This window comes from Nonomuraea sp. NPDC050328, from assembly GCF_044459405.1.
In the GTDB taxonomy this organism is placed as follows: Bacteria; Actinomycetota; Actinomycetes; order Streptosporangiales; family Streptosporangiaceae; genus Nonomuraea.
Genome location: NZ_JBITIW010000009.1, coordinates 183,251 through 206,177, shown reverse-complemented (window position 1 = coordinate 206,177; position 22,927 = coordinate 183,251). Strand labels below are relative to the sequence as shown.

At 70.2% G+C, this 22,927-nt stretch carries 23 protein-coding genes and 1 pseudogene; 14 read left to right on the top strand and 10 right to left on the bottom strand.

Annotated elements, in window-relative coordinates:
* Window positions 1–136: 136 nt before the first annotated feature.
* The 6 genes and pseudogenes from dnaK (at window position 137) to ACIBG7_RS30670 (ending at window position 7,501) form a co-directional block, all read left to right on the top strand.
* Window positions 137–2,008, top strand: a complete 1,872-nt coding sequence (gene dnaK, locus ACIBG7_RS30695) for a molecular chaperone DnaK (protein WP_357919685.1) — start codon at window positions 137–139, stop codon at window positions 2,006–2,008.
* 26 nt (window positions 2,009–2,034) lie between these two features.
* The gene (grpE, locus tag ACIBG7_RS30690; RefSeq protein WP_397338464.1) at window positions 2,035–2,586 is read left to right on the top strand and encodes a nucleotide exchange factor GrpE; all 552 of its coding nucleotides are present in this window, start codon (window positions 2,035–2,037) and stop codon (window positions 2,584–2,586) included.
* Between the two features lie 4 nt (window positions 2,587–2,590).
* Window positions 2,591–3,781, top strand: a complete 1,191-nt coding sequence (gene dnaJ / locus ACIBG7_RS30685; RefSeq protein WP_357919679.1) for a molecular chaperone DnaJ — start codon at window positions 2,591–2,593, stop codon at window positions 3,779–3,781.
* Between the two features lie 41 nt (window positions 3,782–3,822).
* Window positions 3,823–4,134, top strand: a pseudogene (locus ACIBG7_RS30680) (heat shock protein transcriptional repressor HspR); the annotation flags it as partial.
* A gap of 43 nt (window positions 4,135–4,177) precedes the next feature.
* Window positions 4,178–6,733 (top strand): ATP-dependent chaperone ClpB, encoded by a 2,556-nt coding sequence (gene clpB, locus ACIBG7_RS30675; protein WP_357919677.1) that lies wholly within the window; start codon window positions 4,178–4,180, stop codon window positions 6,731–6,733.
* A gap of 153 nt (window positions 6,734–6,886) precedes the next feature.
* A complete protein-coding gene (locus tag ACIBG7_RS30670) occupies window positions 6,887–7,501 on the top strand; it encodes a hypothetical protein (protein WP_357919674.1) in 615 nt (204 codons plus the stop codon).
* Between the two features lie 53 nt (window positions 7,502–7,554).
* Here ACIBG7_RS30670 and ACIBG7_RS30665 read toward each other — a convergent pair whose 3' ends face one another.
* A complete protein-coding gene (locus ACIBG7_RS30665) occupies window positions 7,555–8,085 on the bottom strand; it encodes a tetratricopeptide repeat protein (RefSeq protein ID WP_357919671.1) in 531 nt (176 codons plus the stop codon).
* A 159-nt stretch (window positions 8,086–8,244) separates the two neighbouring features.
* On the opposite strand from ACIBG7_RS30665, the gene ACIBG7_RS30660 reads away from it, so the two are divergent.
* A complete protein-coding gene (locus tag ACIBG7_RS30660) occupies window positions 8,245–8,541 on the top strand; it encodes a hypothetical protein (protein WP_357919668.1) in 297 nt (98 codons plus the stop codon).
* Here ACIBG7_RS30660 and ACIBG7_RS30655 read toward each other — a convergent pair.
* The 5 genes from ACIBG7_RS30655 to ACIBG7_RS30635 form a co-directional block, all read right to left on the bottom strand.
* Window positions 8,522–9,187 (bottom strand): TetR family transcriptional regulator, encoded by a 666-nt coding sequence (locus ACIBG7_RS30655; protein ID WP_357919665.1) that lies wholly within the window; start codon window positions 9,185–9,187, stop codon window positions 8,522–8,524. The two genes, ACIBG7_RS30660 and ACIBG7_RS30655, sit on opposite strands and share 20 nt — an antisense overlap.
* 22 nt (window positions 9,188–9,209) lie before the next feature.
* Window positions 9,210–10,895, bottom strand: coding sequence for an SDR family oxidoreductase (locus ACIBG7_RS30650; protein ID WP_397338463.1), 1,686 nt, complete (start codon window positions 10,893–10,895; stop codon window positions 9,210–9,212).
* 9 nt (window positions 10,896–10,904) lie between these two features.
* Window positions 10,905–11,936 carry a CapA family protein gene (locus ACIBG7_RS30645; protein WP_397338462.1) on the bottom strand — a complete coding sequence of 344 codons (1,032 nt, stop codon included), beginning with the start codon at window positions 11,934–11,936 and terminating at the stop codon, window positions 10,905–10,907.
* A 208-nt stretch (window positions 11,937–12,144) separates the two neighbouring features.
* The gene (locus ACIBG7_RS30640; protein WP_397338461.1) at window positions 12,145–12,357 is read right to left on the bottom strand and encodes a DUF397 domain-containing protein; all 213 of its coding nucleotides are present in this window, start codon (window positions 12,355–12,357) and stop codon (window positions 12,145–12,147) included.
* Window positions 12,358–12,412: 55 nt separating this feature from the next.
* On the bottom strand, window positions 12,413–13,276 hold the full coding sequence (locus ACIBG7_RS30635; RefSeq protein ID WP_397338460.1) for a helix-turn-helix domain-containing protein: 864 nt from the start codon (window positions 13,274–13,276) through the stop codon (window positions 12,413–12,415).
* A gap of 539 nt (window positions 13,277–13,815) precedes the next feature.
* On the opposite strand from ACIBG7_RS30635, the gene ACIBG7_RS30630 reads away from it, so the two are divergent.
* The 6 genes from ACIBG7_RS30630 (at window position 13,816) to ACIBG7_RS30605 (ending at window position 19,218) form a co-directional block, all read left to right on the top strand.
* Entirely contained in the window at window positions 13,816–14,025 is a 210-nt protein-coding gene (locus tag ACIBG7_RS30630; protein ID WP_357919646.1) for a hypothetical protein, read from the top strand.
* Window positions 14,025–14,642, top strand: coding sequence for a hypothetical protein (locus tag ACIBG7_RS30625; protein ID WP_357919643.1), 618 nt, complete (start codon window positions 14,025–14,027; stop codon window positions 14,640–14,642). The genes ACIBG7_RS30630 and ACIBG7_RS30625 overlap by 1 nt, the downstream gene beginning before the upstream one ends.
* A 143-nt stretch (window positions 14,643–14,785) precedes the next feature.
* Complete coding sequence (locus ACIBG7_RS30620) at window positions 14,786–16,828, top strand: molybdopterin-dependent oxidoreductase (RefSeq protein WP_397338459.1); 2,043 nt, start codon at window positions 14,786–14,788, stop codon at window positions 16,826–16,828.
* A 10-nt stretch (window positions 16,829–16,838) separates the two neighbouring features.
* Window positions 16,839–17,441, top strand: a complete 603-nt coding sequence (locus ACIBG7_RS30615) for an HD domain-containing protein (protein WP_357919637.1) — start codon at window positions 16,839–16,841, stop codon at window positions 17,439–17,441.
* A gap of 19 nt (window positions 17,442–17,460) precedes the next feature.
* Window positions 17,461–18,384 carry a Rieske 2Fe-2S domain-containing protein gene (locus ACIBG7_RS30610; RefSeq protein ID WP_357919635.1) on the top strand — a complete coding sequence of 308 codons (924 nt, stop codon included), beginning with the start codon at window positions 17,461–17,463 and terminating at the stop codon, window positions 18,382–18,384.
* An 18-nt stretch (window positions 18,385–18,402) separates the two neighbouring features.
* On the top strand, window positions 18,403–19,218 hold the full coding sequence (locus tag ACIBG7_RS30605; RefSeq protein WP_397338458.1) for an SDR family oxidoreductase: 816 nt from the start codon (window positions 18,403–18,405) through the stop codon (window positions 19,216–19,218).
* A 132-nt stretch (window positions 19,219–19,350) separates the two neighbouring features.
* Here the strand turns inward: ACIBG7_RS30605 and ACIBG7_RS30600 are convergent, their stop codons facing one another.
* The 4 genes from ACIBG7_RS30600 to ACIBG7_RS30585 all read right to left on the bottom strand — a co-directional run bounded on the left by ACIBG7_RS30600 (window position 19,351) and on the right by ACIBG7_RS30585 (window position 22,154).
* Window positions 19,351–19,578, bottom strand: coding sequence for a hypothetical protein (locus ACIBG7_RS30600; protein ID WP_357919630.1), 228 nt, complete (start codon window positions 19,576–19,578; stop codon window positions 19,351–19,353).
* Between the two features lie 10 nt (window positions 19,579–19,588).
* Window positions 19,589–20,344, bottom strand: coding sequence for a sulfite exporter TauE/SafE family protein (locus tag ACIBG7_RS30595; RefSeq protein WP_397338457.1), 756 nt, complete (start codon window positions 20,342–20,344; stop codon window positions 19,589–19,591).
* Between the two features lie 32 nt (window positions 20,345–20,376).
* On the bottom strand, window positions 20,377–21,279 hold the full coding sequence (locus ACIBG7_RS30590) for an SPFH domain-containing protein (RefSeq protein ID WP_357919624.1): 903 nt from the start codon (window positions 21,277–21,279) through the stop codon (window positions 20,377–20,379).
* 86 nt (window positions 21,280–21,365) lie between these two features.
* A complete protein-coding gene (locus ACIBG7_RS30585; protein WP_357919621.1) occupies window positions 21,366–22,154 on the bottom strand; it encodes an ABC transporter ATP-binding protein in 789 nt (262 codons plus the stop codon).
* 62 nt (window positions 22,155–22,216) lie between these two features.
* Between ACIBG7_RS30585 and ACIBG7_RS30580 the strand changes: the two genes are divergently transcribed.
* A complete protein-coding gene (locus tag ACIBG7_RS30580) occupies window positions 22,217–22,927 on the top strand; it encodes a hypothetical protein (RefSeq protein WP_357919618.1) in 711 nt (236 codons plus the stop codon).

The following is a 22,927-nucleotide window of genomic DNA, read 5'->3' as shown; positions in this document are numbered from 1 at the left end:
CAGTCGCTCGCGCGGAGCCGGGAATGCTCCCCGAGCAAAGAAGGTTGAGTGGGGTAGGCTCAAGACGTTTGACAAAGACGCCAGGCATTCATAGGTTGAGTCAAGCCAACTCAACTTTGACCACAAGGACGAACTCATGGCACGTGCGGTAGGTATCGACCTGGGGACGACCAACTCTGTCGTCTCGATTCTCGAGGGCGGCGAGCCCACGGTCATCGCCAACGCGCAGGGCTCGCGGACGACCCCGTCCGTGGTGGCCTTCGCGAAGAACGGCGAGGTTCTCGTCGGTGAGGTCGCCAAGCGGCAGGCCGTCACCAACGTGGACCGGACGATCCGCTCGGTCAAGCGCGAGATGGGCACCAACTGGTCGCAGGAGATCGACGGCAAGAAGTTCTCGCCGCAGCAGATCAGCGCCTTCGTCCTGCAGAAGCTCAAGCAGGACGCCGAGGCGTACCTGGGTGAGAAGATCACCGACGCGGTGATCACCGTCCCGGCCTACTTCAACGACGCCCAGCGTCAGGCCACCAAGGAAGCCGGCACCATCGCGGGCCTCAACGTGCTCCGGATCATCAACGAGCCGACCGCGGCCGCCCTGGCCTACGGCCTCGACAAGGACAAGGACCAGACGATCCTGGTCTTCGACCTCGGCGGCGGCACCTTCGACGTGTCCCTGCTCGACGTCGGCCAGGAGGACGGCCACGGCTTCGTCGAGGTCAAGGCGACCTCCGGTGACAACCACCTCGGCGGCGACGACTGGGACCAGCGCGTCGTGGACGAGCTGGTCAAGCGCTTCCAGAACGCGCACGGCGTGGACCTGGCCAAGGACAAGATGGCCCTGCAGCGCCTGCGCGAGGCGGCCGAGAAGGCCAAGATCGAGCTCTCCAGCCAGATGGAGACCTCCATCAACCTGCCCTACATCACCGCCTCCTCCGAGGGCCCGCTCCACCTGGACGAGAAGCTCACCCGCAGCGAGTTCCAGCGGCTGACCGCCGACCTGCTCGAGCGGACCAAGGGCCCGTTCAACCAGGTCATCAAGGACGCCGGCATCAAGGTCTCCGACATCGCCCACGTGGTGCTCGTCGGCGGCTCGACCCGGATGCCCGCCGTCTCCGAGCTGGTCAAGGAGCTCACCGGCGGCCAGGAGCCCAACAAGGGCGTGAACCCGGACGAGGTCGTCGCCATCGGCGCGGCGCTCCAGGCCGGCGTGCTCAAGGGCGAGGTCAAGGACGTCCTGCTGCTCGACGTGACCCCGCTGTCGCTGGGCATCGAGACCAAGGGCGGCATCTTCACCAAGATCATCGAGCGCAACACCACGATCCCGACCAAGCGCTCCGAGGTCTTCACCACGGCCGAGGACAACCAGCCGTCGGTGCAGATCCAGGTCTACCAGGGCGAGCGCGAGATCGCGGCCTACAACAAGAAGCTGGCCACCTTCGAGCTGACCGGCATCGCGCCGGCGCCGCGCGGCATCCCGCAGATCGAGGTCACCTTCGACATCGACGCCAACGGCATCGTCAACGTCTCCGCCAAGGACCTCGGCACCGGCAAGGAGCAGACGATGACCATCACCGGCGGCTCCGCGCTGGGCAAGGACGACATCGAGCGCATGATGCGCGAGGCCGAGTCCTACGCCGAGGAGGACCGCAAGCGCCGCGACGAGGCCGAGGTCCGCAACAACGCCGACGGCCTGGTGTACCAGACCGAGAAGTTCGTCCGCGAGAACGAGGACAAGATCCCGGACGACATCAAGCAGCAGGTCAACGACGCGGTCGCCGACGTGCGCAAGGCCCTGGAGGGCACCGACACCGACGCCATCCGCAACAGCGCGGAGAAGCTCGCCACGGTCAGCCAGCAGATGGGTTCCGCGATCTACGCCCAGTCGCAGGGCGCGGCCCAGCAGCCGGAGGACGGCGGCCCCGCGGGTGACGGCCAGCAGCAGGCCAAGGCGGACGACGACGTCGTCGAGGCCGAGATCGTGGACGACGAGCAGCCGAAGAAGGACTCCTGACCGTGGCGGAAAACGCTGAGGAACCAGTGATCCGAGACAACCGCAAGATCGACCCGGAGACGGGCGAGGTCCGGCGCCCCGAGCCGGAGGAGCCGCAGCAGGAGCAGGCGCAGGAGGAGCAGGAGCAGGTGAGCCAGATCCTCAGCGGCGCCGAGGCGGACCTCCTGCTGGAGCGGACCGCCGACCTGCAGCGGGTCCAGGCGGAGTACACCAACTACCGGCGGCGCGTCGAGCGTGACCGGGTGGTGGTGAAGGAGCAGGCCGTGGCCGGCGCGCTCACCGAACTGCTGCCCGTGCTCGACGACATCGGCCGCGCCCGCGACCACGGCGAGCTGACCGGCGGTTTCGCCAAGGTCGCCGAGTCGCTGGAGGCCGCCGTCGCCAAGCTGGGGCTGAGCTCCTTCGGGCAGAAGGGCGACCCCTTCGACCCGACCGTCCACGAGGCGCTGATGCACAGCTACTCGCCGGACGTCACCGAGCCGACCTGCATCGAGGTCCTCCAGCCGGGCTACCGGATGGGCGAGCGCGTGCTGCGCCCGGCGCGGGTCGCCGTGGCAGAGCCAGAAACCGAGGAATGAGGTTATGAGCACCAAGGACTACCTGGAAAAGGACTACTACAAGGTCCTTGGTGTGCCCAAGTCCGCCACCGCCGAAGAGATCAAGAAGGCCTACCGGAAGCTGGCCCGGGAGAACCACCCCGACGCCAACCAGGGCAGCACGGAGAAAGAGGCCAAGTTCAAGGAGATCTCCGAGGCGTACGACGTGCTCTCCGACACCAAGCGGCGCAAGGAGTACGACGAGGCTCGCACGTTGTTCGGCTCGGGCGTGGGTGGCGCCCGGCCGGGCGGTGCGGCCGGCGGGGGCTTCCCCTTCGACCTCGGTGACCTGTTCGGCGGCTCGGGACAGCAGCAGGGCGGCAGCGCCTCCGACCGGTTCGGCGACCTGTTCGGCGGGTTGTTCAACCGGGGCGGCGGCGCCGGCCGTACCACGGGCACGGGCACGACCCGCGCGCGGCGCGGGCAGGACATCGAGTCCGAGGTGAGCCTGTCCTTCACCGAGGCGGTGCTGGGCACCACGGTCTCGCTCCGGCTGACCAGTTCCAACGCCTGCGGGGCCTGCTCGGGCACCGGGGCGAAGGCCGGCACCACGCCGCGGGTCTGCCCCACGTGCGAGGGGACCGGCGCGGCCAGCCGCAACCTGGGCAACTTCGCCTTCTCCGAGCCGTGCCGCGACTGCAAGGGCCGCGGGCTGCTGGTGGACGACCCGTGCCCGGTGTGCGAGGGCAGCGGGCGGGCCAAGAGCACCCGGACGATCCAGGCGCGCATCCCGGCCGGGGTCGACGACGGCAAGCGGGTCAAGCTGAAGGCCAAGGGCGCGCCGGGCGAGAACGGCGGGCCGGCCGGCGATCTGTACATCCTGACCCACGTCAAGCCGCACCCGGTGTTCGGCCGGTCGGGTGACAACCTGACGATCACCGTCCCCGTCACCTTCACCGAGGCGGCGCTGGGCGCGGAGATCAAGGTGCCGACGCTCAAGGGCATGCCGGTGACCGTGCGCATCGCGCCGGGCACGCGCAACGGCCAGGTCCAGCGGGCGCGCGGGCGGGGTGTGGCACGCAAGGACGGCACCAAGGGCGACCTGCTGGTCACCTTCGAGGTCGTCGTGCCGAAGCAACTGGACGACAAGGCTCGCGAGCTCCTGACCGAGTTCCGCGAGGCGACCGCGGGCGACGACCCGCGGGCAGATCTCATCGAGAAGGCCAGAAGCGAGTAAGTGCAGGCCCGCCTGCCTGCCAACCGAAGGAACCCAGAGCCATGGACGCCAGATACTTCGATCTCTCCGACGACACACCCGTCTACGTGATCTCGGTGGCGGCCCAGCTCTCCGGTCTGCACCCGCAGACGCTGCGGCAGTACGACCGCCTGGGGCTGGTCAGCCCCGGGCGGGCCGCAGGCCGCGGGCGCCTGTACTCCACTCGCGACATCCTCCAGCTCCGCGAGGTGCAGCGCCTGTCCCAGGAGGAGGGCATCAATCTCGCCGGGATCAAGCGCATCCTGGAGCTGGAGAACGAGGGGTTGCGCCTGCGCGAGGAGGTGCATCGCCTGCGCGCCGAGATCTCGATGATCAAGGCTTTGATCAGATACGAGCTGCCTCCGGGGGCATAGACATATGGACTACAAGCTCACCCAGAAGAGCCAGGAAGCCCTGTCCGGCGCGATGCGCCGGGCCGCGGCCGAGGGCAATCCCGAGATCTCACCGGCGCACCTGCTCTCCACGCTGCTGACCCAGACCGGCGGTACGGCGGTGCCCCTGCTCGACGCGGTGGGCGCCGACTGGAAGGCCGTCCGCTCCCGCAGCGAGCAGCTCCTGGCCGCGCTGCCGAAGGCGCAGGGCGCCACCGTCGCCGCGCCGAGCAGCTCCCGCCAGCTCCTGACGGTGCTCAACACCGCGGCCCACACCGCCAAGCGCCTGGAGGACGAGTACGTCTCCACCGAGCACCTGCTGGTCGGCCTGGCCACCGACGGCGGCCAGGTGGCCGACCTGCTGAAGGGCGTCGGCGCCACCCGTGACGCGCTGCTCGACGCCTTCGAGAAGGTCCGCGGCAACGCCCGGGTGACCAGCGAGACCCCCGAGGACACCTACAAGGCGCTGGAGAAGTTCGCCGTCGACCTGACCGAGCGGGCCAGGTCCGGCAAGCTCGACCCGGTGATCGGCCGGGACGGCGAGATCCGCCGCGTGGTGCAGGTTCTGTCCCGCCGTACCAAGAACAACCCGGTCCTGATCGGTGAGCCCGGCGTGGGCAAGACCGCCGTGGTCGAGGGCCTGGCCCAGCGGATCGTGGCCGGTGACGTGCCCGAGTCGCTGCGCGGCAAGCGGCTGATGTCGCTCGACCTGGGCGCGATGGTCGCGGGCGCGAAATACCGCGGCGAGTTCGAGGAGCGGCTCAAGGCGGTGCTCTCCGAGATCAAGGAGAGCAACGGCCAGATCGTCACCTTCATCGACGAGCTCCACACCGTCGTGGGCGCCGGCGCGGCCGAGGGCGCGATGGACGCGGGCAACATGCTCAAGCCGATGCTGGCCCGCGGCGAGCTGCGCATGATCGGCGCGACCACGCTCGACGAGTACCGCGAGCGCATCGAGAAGGACCCGGCGCTGGAGCGCCGCTTCCAGCAGGTGTACGTGGGCGAGCCGACGGTCGAGGACACCATCGCGATCCTGCGTGGCCTCAAGGGCCGCTACGAGGCGCACCACCAGGTCCAGATCGCCGACAGCGCGCTGGTGGCCGCCGCGGCGCTGTCCGACCGCTACATCACCAACCGCTTCCTGCCGGACAAGGCCATCGACCTCGTCGACGAGGCGGCCAGCCGGCTGCGCATGGAGATCGACTCCCGCCCGGTCGAGATCGACCAGCTCCAGCGGAACGTCGACCGGCTCAAGATGGAGGAGCTCGCGCTCGCTAAGGAGACCGACGAGGGCTCCCTGCACCGGCTGGAGCGCCTGCGCAAGGAGCTGGCCGACCGCCAGGAGGAGCTCAACGGCCTGGTCGGCCGCTGGGAGCGGGAGAAGGCCGGCCTCAACCGGGTCGGCGACCTGAAGAAGCAGCTCGACGAGGCGCGCAGCACCGCCGAGCGCTTCCAGCGCGACGGCAACTACGGCGAGGCCTCCCGGCTGCTCTACGACGAGGTCCCGCGCCTGGAGAAGGAGCTGGAGGCGGCCACCCGCGCCGCCCAGGAGGCCGAGTCCGCGCCGATGGTCAAGGAGGAGGTCGGCGCCGACGACATCGCCGAGGTCATCTCCTCCTGGACCGGCATCCCGGCCGGCCGGCTGCTGGAGGCCGAGACGACCAAGCTGCTCCGCATGGAGGACGAGCTCGGCCGCCGCCTCATCGGGCAGCGCGAGGCCGTGCGCGCGGTCTCCGACGCGGTACGGCGCAGCCGCGCCGGCATCGCCGACCCCGACCGTCCCACCGGCTCGTTCCTGTTCCTCGGCCCCACCGGTGTCGGCAAGACCGAGCTGGCCAAGGCGCTGGCGGAGTTCCTGTTCGACGACGAGCGGGCGATGACCCGCATCGACATGAGCGAGTACTCCGAGAAGCACAGCGTCGCCCGGCTGGTCGGCGCGCCTCCCGGCTACGTCGGCTACGAGGAGGGCGGCCAGCTCACCGAGGCCGTGCGCCGCCGGCCGTACACCGTGGTGCTGCTGGACGAGGTGGAGAAGGCCCATCCTGAGGTCTTCGACATCCTGCTCCAGGTGCTCGACGACGGGCGGCTGACCGACGGGCAGGGCCGTACGGTCGACTTCCGCAACACGATCCTGATCCTCACCTCCAACCTGGGCTCGCAGCTCCTGCCCGACCGCGACGCGGTGATGGGCGTGGTGCGCAAGACCTTCAAGCCCGAGTTCCTCAACCGGCTCGACGACGTGCTGATCTTCGACGCGCTCGGCACCGAGGAGCTCACCAGGATCGTCGACCTGCAGGTGGAGCGGCTGGCCAAGCGGCTGGCCGACCGGCGGCTCACGATGGAGGTCACCCCGGCCGCCCGCGACTGGCTCGTGCTCACCGGCTACGACCCGCTCTACGGCGCGCGCCCGCTGCGGCGGCTCGTGCAGTCGGCGATCGGCGACCAGTTGGCCCGCGCGGTGCTCTCCGGCGAGATCATCGACGGCGACCGCATTCTGGTCGATCTGGGTGATGACGAGTTGACCGTCCGGCCTGTTCGGTAAGGACTCGCCCAGCCTTCGGGCAAGGCGGCCCCGCACCCCGTGTGTCGTCACTAGCTTCAACGTTCGTCAGATCGCCGAACACGATCAGGGGGACGTGCAGTGAAGATCCGTAGCATTCTCGCAGTTGCCACGTTGACGGCGGGAGTGACGTGCATGGTCACGGGCGCCGCCTTCGCCACCGACGAGTGCAAGCCCGGCCGCGCGGCCCTGCTGCAGGCGCCCACCACGGTCGTCTCGCTCTGCGAGGACGTCACCGACGTCCGCGCGGCGGGCACCTACGGCGGGAAGATGTCGGCGCCCGCCAACAGCCCCGTGTTCCGTACGGCCGAGGTGCTGGCGCAGCGGGCGGGCCTGCCCGGCCTGGCGCGCAGCAGCGCGGTGCTGAGCGTGGCCGACCTGGGCGGCGTGGCCGCGGGCGCCGGCGCGCCGGCCCTGCCGTCCGAGGTGCCGACCAGCCTGGCGAACGCCGCCCGCGTGCCCAGCGGCCTGGCCGACGTCTCCCAGCTGGCCGAGTTCCCCGACGTGCCGGGCCTGCCGGGCAACCCCGGCGAGCGGCTGCCGGAGGCGGCGCGGATGGTGCCGCAGTTGCCCGACCTGGCCGAGACCACCGGCGCGGACAAGCTGCCTGAGCGGGTGGCCGAGGTCGAGGACAAGGTCGCCCCGCTGCTGCCGGAGCAGGCTCCCGGCCTGGTGCAGAGCCTGCCGCTGACCGAGCAGGCGGCGGTCGAGGACCTGGCCGAGCTGCTGGAGAACCTCGAGCTCGACTGACCGCCCGAACGGCGTGAGGGGGGCCACCGGTGCGGTGGCCCCCCTTCGCGCGTTCAGGAGATCAGCGCGTCGAGGTCGTCCTCGGGCAGGCCGAGGTCGAGCCGGATGCGGTAGCGGGTGCGCAGCATCGCCACGTGCTCGGGGTCGTCGCTGGCGCACGCCAGGACGGCCTGGGTGGCCCACTCGTGGCCGGTGGCCAGGTCGCCGTAGGCCACGAGGGTCTCGGCGATGCTGTGCGCGGTCGTCGCGTCCACCTCGCCCTCGGCGCTGAGCGCCGCGATGAGCTGCCTGGCCTCGTCCGGCCGGTCGAGCTCGAAGAGCGTGTCGGCGATGCCGGCGCGCGGGTCGATGCCCGGATCGCCGCCGTCGTCGGCCGCCCGCTGGTAGCAGTCGAGCGCGCGGGCGGGCTGTCCGGCCGCGCGCCACTCCTCTGCCGCCAGGACCAGGATGGCCGCCCTGGAAACGTCGCCGGAGGTGTATCCCCCGGCGAGATCGTCGAGTTTCCTGGCCAGCGAGCCGTGGTCGTCGGCCAGAAGTGCCTGCTCCAGCAGGCGATCAAGGTGCTCACGGGTCACATGCGCCACACCGCGAGACTACCGAGCGACCTGCGCTCATGCCGGGCCAATGACGATGTCGGCCTGGCTACAGGTTTGGCAACGTTTCGTGCAACCCTGCGTACTCTCCGCGTGTTATCCCTGCTTGTCGGGCATATCTCCGTCGCATGACCGCGACCGAAGGGAGCTGTGATGGGCAAGCAGTTGACCTTCTCCCTCGCCTGTGCCGCTGTGATGTCCGCGCTCCTCCCCGGAGCGGCCGGATATCTCTCGGCCCGCATGGAGGCGATCGAGGCGGCAGAACTGAGGCTGCAGACGATGGAGATCCGGCTGCAGCGCGGCAGTACCCAGCAGGTCAGACCGGTCTCCTTCCCGAGACCCTGCGAGATGGCCTCGCCGTTGCCCACCGAGCCCCCGGCCGCGGCGGCCTTCGTGCCCGCGCCGGAGTTCAAGGTGAAGAAACGTCTCAGCCCCGGAAGGGACTGAGCTGGCGGGGCAGGAACCCGCGGATGAGCTGCTTGGCGGCCGAGATGATCTCGGTGTCGCCGTCGGGGTCGCGGCGGAAGGCCAGTTTGAGCACGGCGTCGCCGGCCTCGACCGCGACCAGGACGGCCACGTCGAGCTCATGGCTGTCGGCCAGGCCGTACTCCTTGAGCAGCAGGCCGCGCAGCCGGCCGGCGATGACGGTGTTGTTGTCGCTGTCGCTGTCCAGCAGGTTGAGGTCGACCACGTCGCCGAAGTGCAGGCTCTTGAAGCCGGGGACGGTGCGGTGCATGTCGACGTACTCGTCGATGATCGCGTCGACCGCCTCCCACCAGCCGCGGTAGTCCTCCTCCAGGAAGCGGGCGCCGACCCGGGAGACGAACTGCTCCACGTTGCGCCTGGTCACCTCCTGGGTGATGGCCCGCTTGTCGGGGAAGAACTGGTAGACCGAGCCGATCGCGACGCCGGCGCGGTCGGCGATGCGGGTGGTGGACAGAGCCTCGTAGCCGATCTCGTCCAGCAGGTCGGCGCAGGCGTCGAGCATGCGCTCGACCCTGCGGGCACTACGGCGCTGAGTGGGTTGACGACGGAGCGGAGTCGGCTCGCTGCAGTCGCCGGTGTCGGTCTGCGGGGTAGGCACGAGTGACATCTTCCCCCCATCTGGTCGCCAACTACCCGTCAATCGCGGGATTTCTGAGGACTCGGGCGACGGCACGGGTGGCGGCCGGGGACAGCCGGGAGAGCACGTAGCCGAGCCGGCCCTCGGCGTTGACCGGCACGAGCGCCTGGTTGCGGTGGACGGCCCGCAGAATGTGCGCGGCGACCCGCTCGGGCGGATACGCGCGGCGCTCCAGCGCGGTGATGGCGGCTTCGCGCACGTCGGGGCCGACGAAGGTGGCGTTCCGCGCGATGGCCGTGGACACGAAACCGGGGCAGATCGTGCTCACGCCGATGCCGTGCCCGGCGAGTTCGGCCCGCAGGCAGTCGCTCAGCGACTTCACCGCCGCCTTGGACACCGAGTAGGCCGGCAGCGACCGCGACGGCAGGAACGCCGCCACCGAGGCGACGTTCACGATGTGCCCGCCCTCGCCGCGCTCCACCATCTGCCGGGCGAACAGCCGGCAGCCGTGGATCACGCCCCACAGGTTCACGTCCAGCACCCGCTGCCAGTCGCCCAGCGAGTGCTCCAGGAACGGGCCGGAGACAGCGACCCCGGCATTGTTGACCACCACGTCCGGCACCCCGTGCTGGTCGGCCACCCACTCCGCGAACGCCGCCATCTGCCCCGCGTCCGCGACATCCACCTCGTACGGCACGCCGCCGAACGAGCCGGCGGTCTCCTCCGCGGCCTTGAGGTCGAGGTCGGCGCAGATCACCTCCGCCCCGTGCGCGGCGAAGGCCCGGGCCGTGGCCCGCCCGATGCCGCTGCCCGCGCCGGTGACCACGACCAGCGTGTGCCGGAACGGCCGCCGATCGGCCGCGCGGCGCAACTCCCGTGTGGGCCGGTCACGGCCGGCGAACTCGGCGATCATCCGGGCCACCTGCCCGGGATGGGTGCGTTGCATCCAGTGCCCGGCGACGATCTTGCGGTGGGCGAGCTCCGGCACCCACCGCCCGAGCGAGGCCAGCAGGTGCGGCGAGACGTACGGGTCGCGGGTGCCCTCGATGAGCTGCACCGGCGCGTCCACCCGCGCCTCGGCGTCGCGCCACTGCCCGGCGTCGTTGACGCGATAGAGCTGCAACCCGTTCCGCGCGTCCCGCGCCAGCGTCTCGGCCGGGTGCCCCAGCCTGGGCGGCACGCCGGGCCCGAGCTCCGACCGTCCGGTGCGCAACCGCTCGGCCAGCACCCGCCAGCCCAGTTCCGGCAGCACCGGGAGCCTGAACAGCCCGATGTACCACGACCGGGCCCTCTGCCCCAGCACGTGGCGGCGCTTGCCGTCGCTCATGAACCGGGCGATCTGCCGGTAGCCGGGCACGCCGAGCGTGGTGAAGGTGGCGATGCGCTCGCGCAGGCCGGGCCGGGCCAGCGCCTCCCAGCACTGGATCGCACCCCAGTCGTGCCCGACCAGGTGCACCTCGGGCTTGCCCACCGCATCCAGCACCGCGGCGAGGTCGGCGGTCAGCTCGTCGAAGCCGTACGCGCGCCGGTCGCGCGGCGCGGTCGACGCCCCGGCGCCGCGCACGTCGTAGCGCACCACGTGGAACCGGTCGCGGAGCAACGCGGCCACCTCGTCCCACACCGCGTGCGTGTCGGGATAGCCGTGCACCAGGACGATCGTCGGGTTGGCGGCGTCACCCTCCTCGAAGAGCGCCAGCCGTACGCCACTCTTCCCGTCACCGGACGTTATTGGACGCATGATCCAACGTTATGACTCGCCCGGCTTCGCCGATAGACCCGCGCACGAGCGCAACTGCTTCCAGCTCGCGACCGCCTGTGTCGCCGCCGGGCCGGTCAGCGGCACGGGCAGGCCGGGCGACTGGATGGTCGCCGGGGTCCAGCGGTCCTTGAGCACCTTGCGGCCGTTGATCGTCAGCGTCAGCACGCCGGTCTTGCCGGTGACCGGGCCCCAGTTGTAGAAGATGAAATTGCCCAGGCCGTAGTTGACGTAGGCGTTGCCCAGGTAGCCGCTGCCCAGCAGCTGGTGGGCGTGCCCGCCCACGATCACGTCCGCGCCCGCCTTGATCAGCTTGGGCGTCAGCGAGCGTTGCGCCTCGTTCGGGCAGGGCTGCAGCTCGGTGCCCCAGTGCAGGAACACGATGACCGTGTCGGAGTTCTTGCGGGCCTGCCGTACCGCCTGGATCAGCCGCGGCTCGTTCTTCGCCGAGGCCAGCCCGCCCTGGCCGGGCGTCGCCGACCACGACTGGATGAACTCCGCGTCCAGCACCTGCGTGGCGCCGATGATCGACACCTTGTTGCCGTTCAGCGTGGTGCGGAACGGCTTGTACGCCTCCGCGTCGTCCTCGCCGATGCCGATCACCGGGAAGCGGCTCTTCTTGATCGCCGCCAGCGAGTCCTCGAGTCCCGTGCTCCCGTAGTCCATGCCGTGGTTGTTCGCCATGCTCACCACGTCCACGCCGCCCGCCTTCAGCGCGGTGAACGCGCTGGCCGGGGCCCGGAAGGTGAACTGCTTGTTCACCGGCGCCCCGCCCGTGGTGATCGCCGTCTCCAGGTTGATCACCGCCAGGTCCGCCCGGCCCAGCACCCGTGCGATCGGCCCCAGCGCCGTCTTCGGACTGTCCAGCCGCGCCCGTAGCGCCCCTTCGAAGTGCACGTCACCCCCGAAGGCGATCGTGTACGGCTCGCGTTCCGGCTCCCTCTGCTGCTCGATCGGCCCGATCGTCGACTTCGACCCGGTCGTCGTCTCCGGCTTGGCCGTGGCAGTGCTGCAGGCAGACACGGCAACGGCTAGGGCAACCAACGCAAAAGCACGCGAGCGTCTCATCTTGGGCACAGTCCCAGAGCATGCCATGAGCAGGCAATGAACGGGACATGTCCGTATCTATCAGAGAAGATCCACAGGCACCCTCGCTAACCGGAAACCTTCCCCGGGCAAACAGAAAGCCCGCGCGATTCCTCGCGCGGGCCTTCCGGGCCGGCTAGCGAGCTCAGGCCACGCTCGCGGTGAGCGCCACGTCGAACTCGCCGTCACGGACGCCGGCCGTGAAGGCCGACCACTCCTCAGGGGTGAACACGAGCACGGGACTGTCCTCCCGCTTGCTGTCCCTGATCGCCACGTTGCCGTCGGCGAGCTCGGCGAATTCGACACATGAGGAAGAGCCGCTGCACCGCGCGCTCTTCCTCCACGCCAGGTGGTTCATCGTTTGCTTTGTCCTAATCGGTGAAAAGCGTCGCCCGCAACCCCGTCGGTGCAGGTCAACGCCAATGCGAGAGCGTGCGCTGGATGAGAATCCGGGATTCGTCCTCAGGAAGGGCCACTGCCCGAAGCCGCTCGAAGGCCGCTTCGTAGTTGGGCACCAACTGAAGATCGTCGACGAAGCGACCGCCATAGAGTGACTCCAGGTAGACCGCATCGTCAAGATCCACGAATTTCAGGTGGGTGAATTCGCCCGTTTGGACGGGTTGTGACCCATTCGCCAACGGGAGAATCTGCACACTCACGTGATCCAACGCGGACATGTCCAGCAGGTGTCCGAGTTGGTCGCGCATCACGGAGGGCTCTCCGAGGCGCCGCAACAAGACGGATTCGTCGAGCACCACGGAGATCTCAGGAGGAGCGCTCCGGTTGAGGAGCTCTTCCTGACGCTTGAGCCGGACGTCGAGCCGCATCTGGATGACGCTGTGCGTGATGCGGGCGACGCCACTGCCTTCCAGGATCAGTTCCCTGGCGTAATCCTCGGTCTGCAGAAGGCCGTGCACGATCTGGGGTCCCCAGACGCGGTGCGCGACCGCCTCCGCCTCCAGGCCGAGAAGCGTGATCAGCTCTGCGGCCAGGGCGTTCTCGTAGGACTCCCACCAGCCTCGCCGATCAGCTTCCTTGAGGAGGACCAGGAGTTCGTCCACCTTCTCCTGGTCGAGACCTAAGTAGGCGCCGAAGGCCATGATGTCCTCAGGGCTCGGCAGGTTCTTGGCCGCCTCGATCCGGCTGACCTTCGACGCCGACCACTTCAATGCCGCTGCCAGCGTTTTCGCGTTGATCATCTGGCGTTCGCGGAGCAGCTTCAGCTCCTGCCCCAACCGCAGCCGGCGCACCGTGGGACTGATCTGCTCTCGTGGCACCGCACTCCAAAGGCATGAAGATGTGGCCGAAAGGGTCCGTTTGACGCCTCAAATTCGCGGACAGTGCACAACATCTTAACGCGCAACTTGCACGACGAGTGCCATCAGCTTGGCGCATGTTCCGGATTTGGAGAAGGCCCTACCTGGGTCGTGCAAGTTGCACAGCAACCCGCAGCGCAGCTCGCACGGAAACATTCAAGAAAATTTCCCCGATCTGCCTATTGCCGCAAAGAAAGCTCCGGCGCACCATCAACGCAGGAGGGCATACAGGGGACGAGGAGGCCGTCATGACGAAGCGGCCGTTGACCCCCGGCCTCCCCAGAAGCCGCGGCCGTGACGGCCGCCACACCGGCAACGGCGCCGTCCCGGACATCCGCGAGACCACCTGGGAGGCAACCAGCCCGACGCACCCAGAAAAAGGCCGAGCCGCAGATTGAGCGCCTGGCGCCGATGCAAGGGCTGCCACCCTCGGCGATCAGGCCATCAATCCACGGCCCGGCAGAAGTCCACCTTAAGTAATGCCGCGAAAGGGGTCTTCTATGTACTCACAAGGTACCAAGGGGCTCAGCCGAATCAAGTCCCGGATCCGGGAACTCATCGCCTGGGCGGATCGAGAGCTGTGCGCGGAAGAGGACGAGTTCGCCTACCGGCGCGGCTGGACCGTCGCCAGGGCGGGCTTCGGCGTCCGCACCTACCGTGACCCGCGCTTCGACCAGCGCCGGGTGCGGATCCCCGAGGAGGTGGCGTGATGTCCTCCCGCAACCCGCGCAACCAGATGTACCCGGGCGTCGAGGACTTGCCGCCGGCCCGGCGGAGCGGTCTGGTGACGGTTCTGTGGCGGTTCCGCACGGAGCTGGGGCTCCTGGCCGCGCTGGTCCTGACCGTCGCGCAGCTCGCCGGCGAGTGGGGCGCGTTCCTGGCGCTGACCGGGGCGGTCTCCGTCCCGGCCGCGACCAGGTTCGGACGCAACTGGCTGGTCGCGCACGCCTGGTGCGTGATCTCCCGGCACCGCGTCCAGCGGACCTGCCTGGAGACGACCATGCACACCCGCGCCGGGCGCATCCCGCTGGTGTTGTGGATCACCCCCACCCGCACCGGCGAGAAGGCGCTGCTGTGGACCAGGGCGGGGATCTCGGCCGAGGAGTTCGTGGCGTACGCGCCCGAGCTGGCCGCGGCCTGCTTCGCCCGCGAGGCGCGGGTCTACCGGCACCGCGACCGGGCCTGCTGGGTCGTCCTGGAGATCGTCCGCTGCGACGAGCGGCCCGGGGCGTTCTCGCCCGGGCTGGAGCGCCTGTACGGCACAGCATGGGTTCCGACGGCCGCCGAGGAGCCCCCCGATCGGGATCTGGCCCTGCTGAGCCGGTGAGATCCCGCTGAAAGGCGAGCCCCGGGACCACGGGGGCCCGGGGCTTGCCCCGCGGAAGATCAGCCGATCCGCGGCGAGGGCTTCCCCACGGCCCGGCCGCGCGCCAAGATGAGTTCATCTGACGAACTCAGGAGTGAGTGGCGATGACGACCGTCCACCGGACCTGCCCCCTCTGCGAGGCCGTTTGCGGCCTGACCCTCACCCTCGACGACGGCGGCCACGTCACGAGTGTCCGCGGCGACAAGGACGACCCGTTCAGCAAGGGCTTCATCTGCCCCAAGGGCGCCAGCCTCGGCAAGCTCGACGAGGACCCGGACCGGCTGTCGAGGCCGGTCGTGCGCGAGGGCGAGACCTGGCGCGAGGCCACCTGGGACGAGGCCTTCGACCTGGTACGGCAGGCGTTCGCCCGGCACGCCGACCGCCAGTCGATCGCCCTCTACCTCGGCAACCCGAGCGCCCACACCATGGCCGGCGCGCTGTACGCAGGCCCGCTGGCCAAGTCGCTCGGCACCAAGCACATCTACTCGGCCAGCACCGCCGACCAGATGCCCAAGCACGTCGCCTGCGGCCTGATGTTCGGCGACCCGCTCAGCATCCCGGTGCCCGACCTCGACCGCACCGGCTACCTGCTGATGCTCGGCGCCAACCCGCTCGACTCCAACGGCTCCCTCTGCACCGCCCCCGACTTCCCCGGCCGGCTCAAGGCGTTGCGCCGGCGCGGCGGCCGGCTGGTCGTGGTGGACCCGCGGGTCACGCGCACCGCCAAGAAGGCCGACGAGCACGTCTTCATCCGCCCGGGCACCGACGCCTACCTGCTGTTCGGCCTGGTGCGCACGCTGTTCGCCGAGGGGCTGACCCGGGTCTCCCTGGAGGTCGAGGGGCTGGAGGAGGTCCGGGAGCAGGCCAAGCACTTCCCGCCCGAGCTGGTGGCCCGCCGTACCGGCATCCCGGCCGAGGTGATCGTCCGGCTGGCCCGCGAGCTGGCCGCGGCCGAGCACGCGGCGGTCTACGCCAGGATCGGCACCTGCACCCAGGAGTTCGGCACCCTCGCCCAGTGGCTGGTCGAGGTGCTCAACGTGCTCACCGGCAACCTCGACCGGCCCGGCGGGGCGATGTTCCCGATGGCGGCCACCGAGTCGCGGCCGCGGCGCAAGCCGTACCGGACGGGAAGGTGGGCCAGTCGCGTGCGCGGGCTGCCCGAGGTGAACGGCGAGCTGCCGGTGGCGACGCTGGCCGACGAGATCGAGACGCCGGGCGAGGGGCAGATCCGCTTCCTGATCACGGTGGCGGGCAACCCGGTCATGTCGGCGCCGAACGGGGCCCGGCTGGACGCGGCGTTCGGCTCGCTGGACTTCATGGTGAGCGTCGACCCCTACCTCAACGAGACCACGCGGCACGCGAACGTGATCCTGCCGCCGCCGCGGGTGCTGCAGACCGGGCACTTCGACTTCGCGCTGCTGGGGCTGGCCGTACGCAACTACGCCCGCTACTCGCGTCCGGCGCTGCCGCTCGGCGAGCGGCCGACAGAGGGGCAGATCCTGGCCCGGCTGGCGATGCTGGCCACCGGCCTGGAGGGCGATTTCGACGAGTTCATCATCAGCCAGACGCCCGGCGCGGCCGAGCTGACGCTGGAAGGCGAGAACGGCGCCGAACGGCGGCTGGACATGATGCTCAAGCTGGGCCCCTACGACGGGTTGTCGCTGGGCAAGCTGCTCAACCACCCGCACGGCCTCGACCTGGGCCCGCTGGAGCCGCGGCTGCCCGGCCTGCTCAAGACCGCCTCCGGCCGGGTCGAGCTGGCCCCGCCGCAGCTCCTGGCGGACGTGGACCGGCTGCGGGCCGGGCTCGACACGGAACCGCCCGAGCTGGTGCTGATCGGGCGGCGCCACCTGCGCTCGAACAACAGCTGGATGCACCTGACCGGCGGCAGCAACACCGCGACGCTGCAGATCAACCCGGCCGACGTGGCCCGGCTGGGCCTGGACGGCGAGGCCACGGTCAGCTCGGCCGCCGGGCGGCTGACCGTCGCGCTCGAACCGACCGACACGATCATGCCCGGCGTGGTCAGCCTGCCGCACGGCTGGGCGGAGGCCAACGCGAACGTGCTCACCAACGAGAGCGCGATCGACGTGCCTTCCGGAAACGCGGTCTTCAACGGGGTGCCGGTCACGATCAACGCCCGTTAGGGTGTCGCGCGTGACTATCGCCCCGGAACAGGACCGCCTGAACGCTCAGATCGCCTTCGCCATCGAGATCGACAAGTTGAAGCGCGTGATCCGCCGCAACAACCTGATGGACGACTCCCGGCGCGAGAACGACGCTGAGCATTCGTGGTACGTGAGCCTGCTGGCCATGGTGCTGGGCGAGCACGCCCCGCCCGGCACCGATCTTCAGCGCGTGGTCGCGATGCTGCTCGTGCACGACCTGGTGGAGATCGACGCCGGGGACACCTTCATCTACGACGCGGACGCGGTGGCCGCGCAGGCCGACGCCGAGCGCGCCGCCGCCGACCGCATCTTCGCCCTGCTCCCGGAGCCGCAGGGGCCGCAGCTCCGTGCGCTCTGGGAGGAGTTCGAGGACCGGGTGACCCCCGAGGCCCGGTTCGCCAAGGCGCTCGACCGCTTCGCGCCGATCCTCGCCAACCATCAGAACGAGGGCGGCACGTGGCGCCTGCACTCGGTCACCTCCGGCCAGGTGCTGGAGAAGGTCGAGATCATCGAGGCGGGTTGCCCCTCGCTGGGCGCCTATGCGCGTGAGTTGGTGGAGCTCTCGGTGAAGAGAGGGCATCTTGCGCCATAACCGTGGGTAGGGGGAGGGCGTGGAGGAGACAGTTAAGGCACGAAGGCGGCATTCGCGGCGCTTTGTCGGGCCGGTCGACCTCGCGGATCGGCTGGAGCGGACCAGGGCGCTCGACAAACCCATCCAGCTCCTGGCCAAAGCCGTACGAGACCGGCTGGGCCCAGGGCGGCTGCGCGACCTGCTGCACGGCGTGCCCACCGGAAAACCGCTGCACCCGCCCCTCGCCTCGGTGGCGCTGGGCTGCTTCACCTCGGCCACCGCGCTCGACTTCACCAGCGTCGATCCGCGCGCCTCGCGCGTGTTGATCGGCACCGGCCTGGTCTCCGCGCTGCCCACCGCCGCGGCCGGCCTGACCGACTGGTCCTCGCTCCACCGCGAGCAGCAACGCGTCGGTTTCGTGCACCTGATGGCCAACCTCGCCGCGCTCGGCCTCTACTCGGCCTCCCTGCTGGTACGGCTCCGCGGCCGTGAAGGCGGCGGGCGGCTGCTCGGCCTGGCCGGGCTGAGCCTGGCCGGACTCGGCGGCTACCTCGGCGGCCACATGGCCTACCGGCAGGCCGCCGGGGCCAACCACGCCGAGCAGGTGGCCCACCTCGTCCCGCTCGGCTGGCACGACCTGTGCCCGATCAAGGACCTGCCCGACGGGCGGCCGGTGGCGCGCCGGCTCGGCTACATCCAGCTCTTCGTCCTGCGGCACGGCGACAGCGTGTCCGTGCTCGCCGACCGCTGCTCGCACCTGGCCGGACCGCTGCACCAGGGCCGGCTCACCCTCGAGGACGGCGAAGCGTGCGTGGTCTGCCCCTGGCACGGCAGCACCTTCCGGCTGGCCGACGGCAGCGTCAAACACGGGCCCGCGACGGCTCCGCAACCCTGCTTCCAGACTCGGGTGCGCGGGGACGGGGTGATCCAGGTCCGTCCCGGGGTTGACCTCAACAAAGGTTGAGGTCGTAGCGTCGGTGACATGATTCTTGTCACCGGTGCCACCGGAAATGTCGGTCGTCATGTCGTCACCCAGCTCGCCGAAGCCGGGGTGCCCGTCCGTGCCCTCGTGCGTGACCCTTCCCGAACGGCCTTCCCGGCCGGGGTCGAGGTGGTGCGCGGCGACCTCACCGATCCCGCCTCACTCGAACCGGCGCTCGACGGGGTGGAGGACGTGTTCCTCGTCTGGCCGGGCTTCGCGGCCGAGACCGCGGCGGCGGTCGTCGACGTGATCAAGCGGCGGGCTCGGCGGGTGGTCTACCTGTCGGCCAACGTGGTGCCGGGCTCGACCATGTTCCACGTGACCGTCGAGCAGCTCATCCGGGACTCCGGGCTCGCCTGGACCTTCCTGCGGCCCGGCGGCTTCGCCACCAACACCTTGGGGTGGATCGACGAGGTTCGGGGGTCGGGGGTGGTGTCCTGGGTGTACGGCGAGGCGGCCCGGTCGTTGATCCACGAAGCGGACATCGCTGCTGTGGCCACGCACGTGCTGGTTTCTGCCGGGCACGCTCGGCAGGCGTATGTCCTGACCGGGCCTGAGGCGATCACCCAGGCTGAGCAGGTTCGGATCATCGGGGAGGAGCTGGGGGTGGAGGCTCGGTGGGAGGAGCTCGACCCTGCGGCCGGGTTTGCGGTGGCCAAGGGGATCTTCGGGACCGATGAGGGGGCTCGGGAGGCCATGGAGGGGTGGGGGTCGTTTGTCGCCTCGCCTGAGGTGGTTACCGACACGGTTTCCCGGCTGCTGGGGCGGGCGCCTTTGAGTTATCGACAGTGGGTTCGCGACCGGCTGGCCATGTAGCCCCAGCCGGTCCGCCGGCGGCCGGCCGTACTCCCCCGAGGATCTCCAAAGTCCACCCCAGCCCGAGAGGTGGGGTGGACGGGGACGGGCGGGTGGGGTCACGGGGAGGAGCCGACTGGGCCGGCAGAAAACTCAGTCCGCTTCCCCGTCCGCCGGGTGTTCGACGAGGGCGAGGATGCGGCTGGACATGAAGCGGGCGGTGCGGACCGGGCTGCCGGTCCTGGTGACTTCGCTGACCTCGATGAGCCCGCGGCGGTTGCTGACCTCGACCCGGCGGCCGGCTCTGGTGGCGACGACTTCGTAGGTACGCGGAGCGCCTTCCCCGGCGTCAATGACGATTTCGACCCGGTCACCCTTCATGTCCGGATATCTACCCGAATACTAGTTTGATAATCGCCAAAATCCCGACACAAACGATGATCCCGCGCAGCACCGGAGCAGGGATCCTACGCCCGATCTTGGCCCCCAAGAACCCCCCGATCGTCGACCCCACCGCGATCGCCAGCACCGCCCACCAGTCGATCTCCGCGATGACGATGAACAACGCCGCAGCCGTGAAGTTGACGATCAGCGACAGCACGTTCTTGGCCGCGTTGACCCGCTGCAACCCCTCGCTGAGCATCGCCCCGAGGATCCCGATCAGCAGCACGCCCTGGGCCGCCCCGAAATACCCGCCGTACACCCCGGCCCCGAAGACGCCGAGCCACAACCACGGTCCGCCGTTGGGGTGCGCCTTCTCCCGCCACCCGGCCGTCCACCGGTTGAGCTGCGGCTGGATGACCACCAGCACGCAGGCCACCCCGATCAGCACCGGCACGACCACCTGGAACACACCCGGATCCAGGTTGATCAGCAGCAACCCGCCCAGCGCCGAGCCGAGCAACGACCCGACCCCCAGCCGGACGAGCCGGTCACGCTGCCCCTTGAGCTCGGCGCGGTAGCCGTACGCCCCGGTGAAGGACCCGGGCACCAGGCCGATGTTGTTGGACACGTTCGCGACCACCGGGGGCACCCCGATCGCGACCAGCGTGGGGAAGGTGATCAACGAGCCGGAGCCGACGACGGCGTTGATCGCGCCCGCTCCGATGCCCGCGGCGACCACGGCGACGACTTCCAGGGGTGTCATGGGGTGAGCCTAGAGCCGTCCGCATCGTGGACTCAGGTGGGGTCGCCCTCCCGCCTGAGCAGGCCGAGAGTCGCCTGGTCGGGTGGCACGACCCACACCGCGTTGCCCTGCCCCTTGGCGATCTCGGGCAGGGTCATCAGGTACTGGTAGGCCAGCAGCCGCTGGTCGGCGTGGTTCTCCTCCAGCGCGCGGGCGAGCAGGCCGATCGCGTCGGCCTGGCCCTTGGCCCGCATGCCCTCGGCCCGCGCCTCGGCCTGGGCCCGCAACACGATCGCCTCGGCCTCGCCCTCGGCCCGCAGCAGCGCCGCGCGCTTCTCCCCCTCGGCCGACAGGATGGCCGCGCGCTTCTCGCCCTCGGCGGCGGCGATGGCCGCCTCCTTGTCGCGTTCGGCGCGCTTGTGGCGTTCCATCGACTCCTGGATGGAGGCGGGCGGGTCGATCGCCTTGAGCTCGACGCGCTTGACGCGCACGCCCCACGCCTCGGTGGTCTCGGTGAGCGCGCCGCGCAGCTTGGCGGCGATCTCCTCGCGGGAGGCGAGCGCGGTGTCGACGTCCATGCCGCCGATCACGTTGCGCAGGGTGGTCGCGGTGAGCTGCTCCATGGCGCCGAGGTAGTTGGCGATCTCGTACGTCGCCGACTTGGGGTTGGTCACCTGGTAGAAGAGGACCACGTCGACCGAGACGATCAGGTTGTCGGCGGTGGTGACCGACTGCGGCGGGAAGGGCTGGGCGCGCTCGCGCATGTCGATCGTGTCGCGCACCCGGTCGATGAACGGCACGACCAGGTTGGTGCCGGGGTTGAGCGTGCGGTGGTAGCCGCCGAGCCGCTCGACGATGGCCGCCGTGCCCTGCGGGATGACCCGGATCGACCGGATCACCACGAACCCCACGACGCCGATCGCGACGACTGCCACTGCCAGAAGTTCGACGTTCATGGCGACGCTCCGGGGGAGATGGAGGCTGACCACCGAAATGATATTCGCTGATCCCCCGCGAGGACCGCTAACCCCACAATTACGATCTAGTACGCCCTGGCGTACCAACGCCCCTCGGGACTGCGTTCGAGCACGAGCGGCACGCCGAAGGTCTTGGACAGGTTGTCGGCGGTCATGACCTGGTCGAGCGGCCCCTGCGCCACGACGGAGCCGTGCCGCAGCAGCAGGCCGTGGGTGAACCCGCTGGGCACCTCCTCCACGTGGTGGGTGACCAGCACCATGGTCGGCGCGCGGTGGTCGTGGGCCAGCAGCGACAGCCGGCGCATCAAATCCTCGCGACCGCCCAGGTCGAGCCCGGCGGCGGGCTCGTCGAGCAGCAGCAGTTCGGGGTCGGGCATGAGCGCCCGGGCGATCTGGACCCGCTTGCGCTCGCCCTCCGACAGCGTGCCGAAGCGCCGCCGGATCAGGTGGGCCGCGCCCATCATGTCGATCAGCTCGACCGCGCGGGTGACGTCGTTGGAGTCGTACTCCTCCGAGTAGCGCCCGATGATCGCGTACGAGGCGGTCAGCACGAGGTCGATGACCTTCTCGTCCGGCGGGATGCGCTCGGCCAGCGCCGCGCTGGCCAGCCCGATCCGCGGCCGCAGGTCGAACACGTCCGTCTGGCCGAGCTGCTCGCCGAGCACCTCGACCACGCCCTCGCTCGGGTAGAGCAACGTCGCCGCGACCTGCAGCAGCGTGGTCTTCCCCGCCCCGTTCGGCCCGATCACGACCCAGCGTTCGTCCTCGTTGACGGCCCAGTCGATGCCACGCAGCAGGGCCGCTCCGTCCCGCCGCACGGCGACGTCCTGGAGCCGCAGCACCTGACCACCCATCCCGCACCCTTCCCTTCGACCAAGAGGTCTGGGACAAACCTATCGCCGCATATCGTGGATCCGTGCATGCTGAATCGCCGGTGTCTACGGCACTTGTCGCCTGGGGCAACGCGTGGCTGGCCGGGCACGTCGGCCTGGACGAGGCGGCCGACCAGGTGGAGCAGGCCCACGGGCCGGTCATGGTGGCGGCGCGGTCGCTCCGCGCGCACCTGGCAGACCTGCGGCTCTCCGGGCTCAGCGAGTTCAGGCTGGCGTTGCCCGCGCCTGGCGACCCGCTCGGCCTGTCCGGTCCGCCGCCCTTCAACGCCGCGGCCATCGACGCCGGTCAGGCGGTGATCGCCGTGCTGCCCGAGGGCAACCAGGGCCTGGTCCCCCAGCCCGATCTGCGGGGCTCGTCCTACCGGGGGGTGGCCTTCACGGTCCACCCGGCCGGTCCGGTGCGGGTCGACCTGGCCGGGGTCGCCGAGGCCGAACGGGAGCTGGCGGGCGTGATGCGGACCGCGACCCAGGCCTTCGACGGCGTCGACGGGCCGGTGGCCGCGCGGCCAGAGCGGCTGCCCGCCGCCGAGCTCGCCCCCGGCTACCCGGCCCGCGCGCACCGGGTGCAGGCGCTGGCCGGCCGGCTGGCCGTCGTGCTGCGCCTGGCCGAGCAGCGCGGTCTCACCGCGGGCCAGCTCGCCACCCGCGACCTGGCCCTGCGCGAGCTCGACCGGGCGGTACGGCGAGCCCAGGTCGCCGCCCACCACGCGATCCTCGAACCCCAGGGCCTGTAG

Bases quoted from the DNA above. Each gene is read 5' to 3' on its own strand.
- dnaK (WP_357919685.1), top strand. From the start codon at position 137: ATGGCACGTGCGGTAGGTATCGACCTGGGGACGACCAACTCTGTCGTC.
- ACIBG7_RS30585 (WP_357919621.1), bottom strand. From the start codon at position 22,154: ATGGGTGGTCAGGTGCTGCGGCTCCAGGACGTCGCCGTGCGGCGGGAC.
- dnaJ (WP_357919679.1), top strand. From the start codon at position 2,591: ATGAGCACCAAGGACTACCTGGAAAAGGACTACTACAAGGTCCTTGGT.
- ACIBG7_RS30670 (WP_357919674.1), top strand. From the start codon at position 6,887: ATGGTCACGGGCGCCGCCTTCGCCACCGACGAGTGCAAGCCCGGCCGC.
- ACIBG7_RS30640 (WP_397338461.1), bottom strand. From the start codon at position 12,357: ATGAACCACCTGGCGTGGAGGAAGAGCGCGCGGTGCAGCGGCTCTTCC.
- ACIBG7_RS30630 (WP_357919646.1), top strand. From the start codon at position 13,816: ATGTACTCACAAGGTACCAAGGGGCTCAGCCGAATCAAGTCCCGGATC.
- ACIBG7_RS30625 (WP_357919643.1), top strand. From the start codon at position 14,025: ATGTCCTCCCGCAACCCGCGCAACCAGATGTACCCGGGCGTCGAGGAC.
- clpB (WP_357919677.1), top strand. From the start codon at position 4,178: ATGGACTACAAGCTCACCCAGAAGAGCCAGGAAGCCCTGTCCGGCGCG.
- ACIBG7_RS30595 (WP_397338457.1), bottom strand. From the start codon at position 20,344: ATGACACCCCTGGAAGTCGTCGCCGTGGTCGCCGCGGGCATCGGAGCG.
- ACIBG7_RS30600 (WP_357919630.1), bottom strand. From the start codon at position 19,578: ATGAAGGGTGACCGGGTCGAAATCGTCATTGACGCCGGGGAAGGCGCT.
- ACIBG7_RS30650 (WP_397338463.1), bottom strand. From the start codon at position 10,895: ATGCGTCCAATAACGTCCGGTGACGGGAAGAGTGGCGTACGGCTGGCG.
- ACIBG7_RS30655 (WP_357919665.1), bottom strand. From the start codon at position 9,187: ATGTCACTCGTGCCTACCCCGCAGACCGACACCGGCGACTGCAGCGAG.
- ACIBG7_RS30590 (WP_357919624.1), bottom strand. From the start codon at position 21,279: ATGAACGTCGAACTTCTGGCAGTGGCAGTCGTCGCGATCGGCGTCGTG.
- ACIBG7_RS30605 (WP_397338458.1), top strand. From the start codon at position 18,403: ATGATTCTTGTCACCGGTGCCACCGGAAATGTCGGTCGTCATGTCGTC.
- ACIBG7_RS30620 (WP_397338459.1), top strand. From the start codon at position 14,786: ATGACGACCGTCCACCGGACCTGCCCCCTCTGCGAGGCCGTTTGCGGC.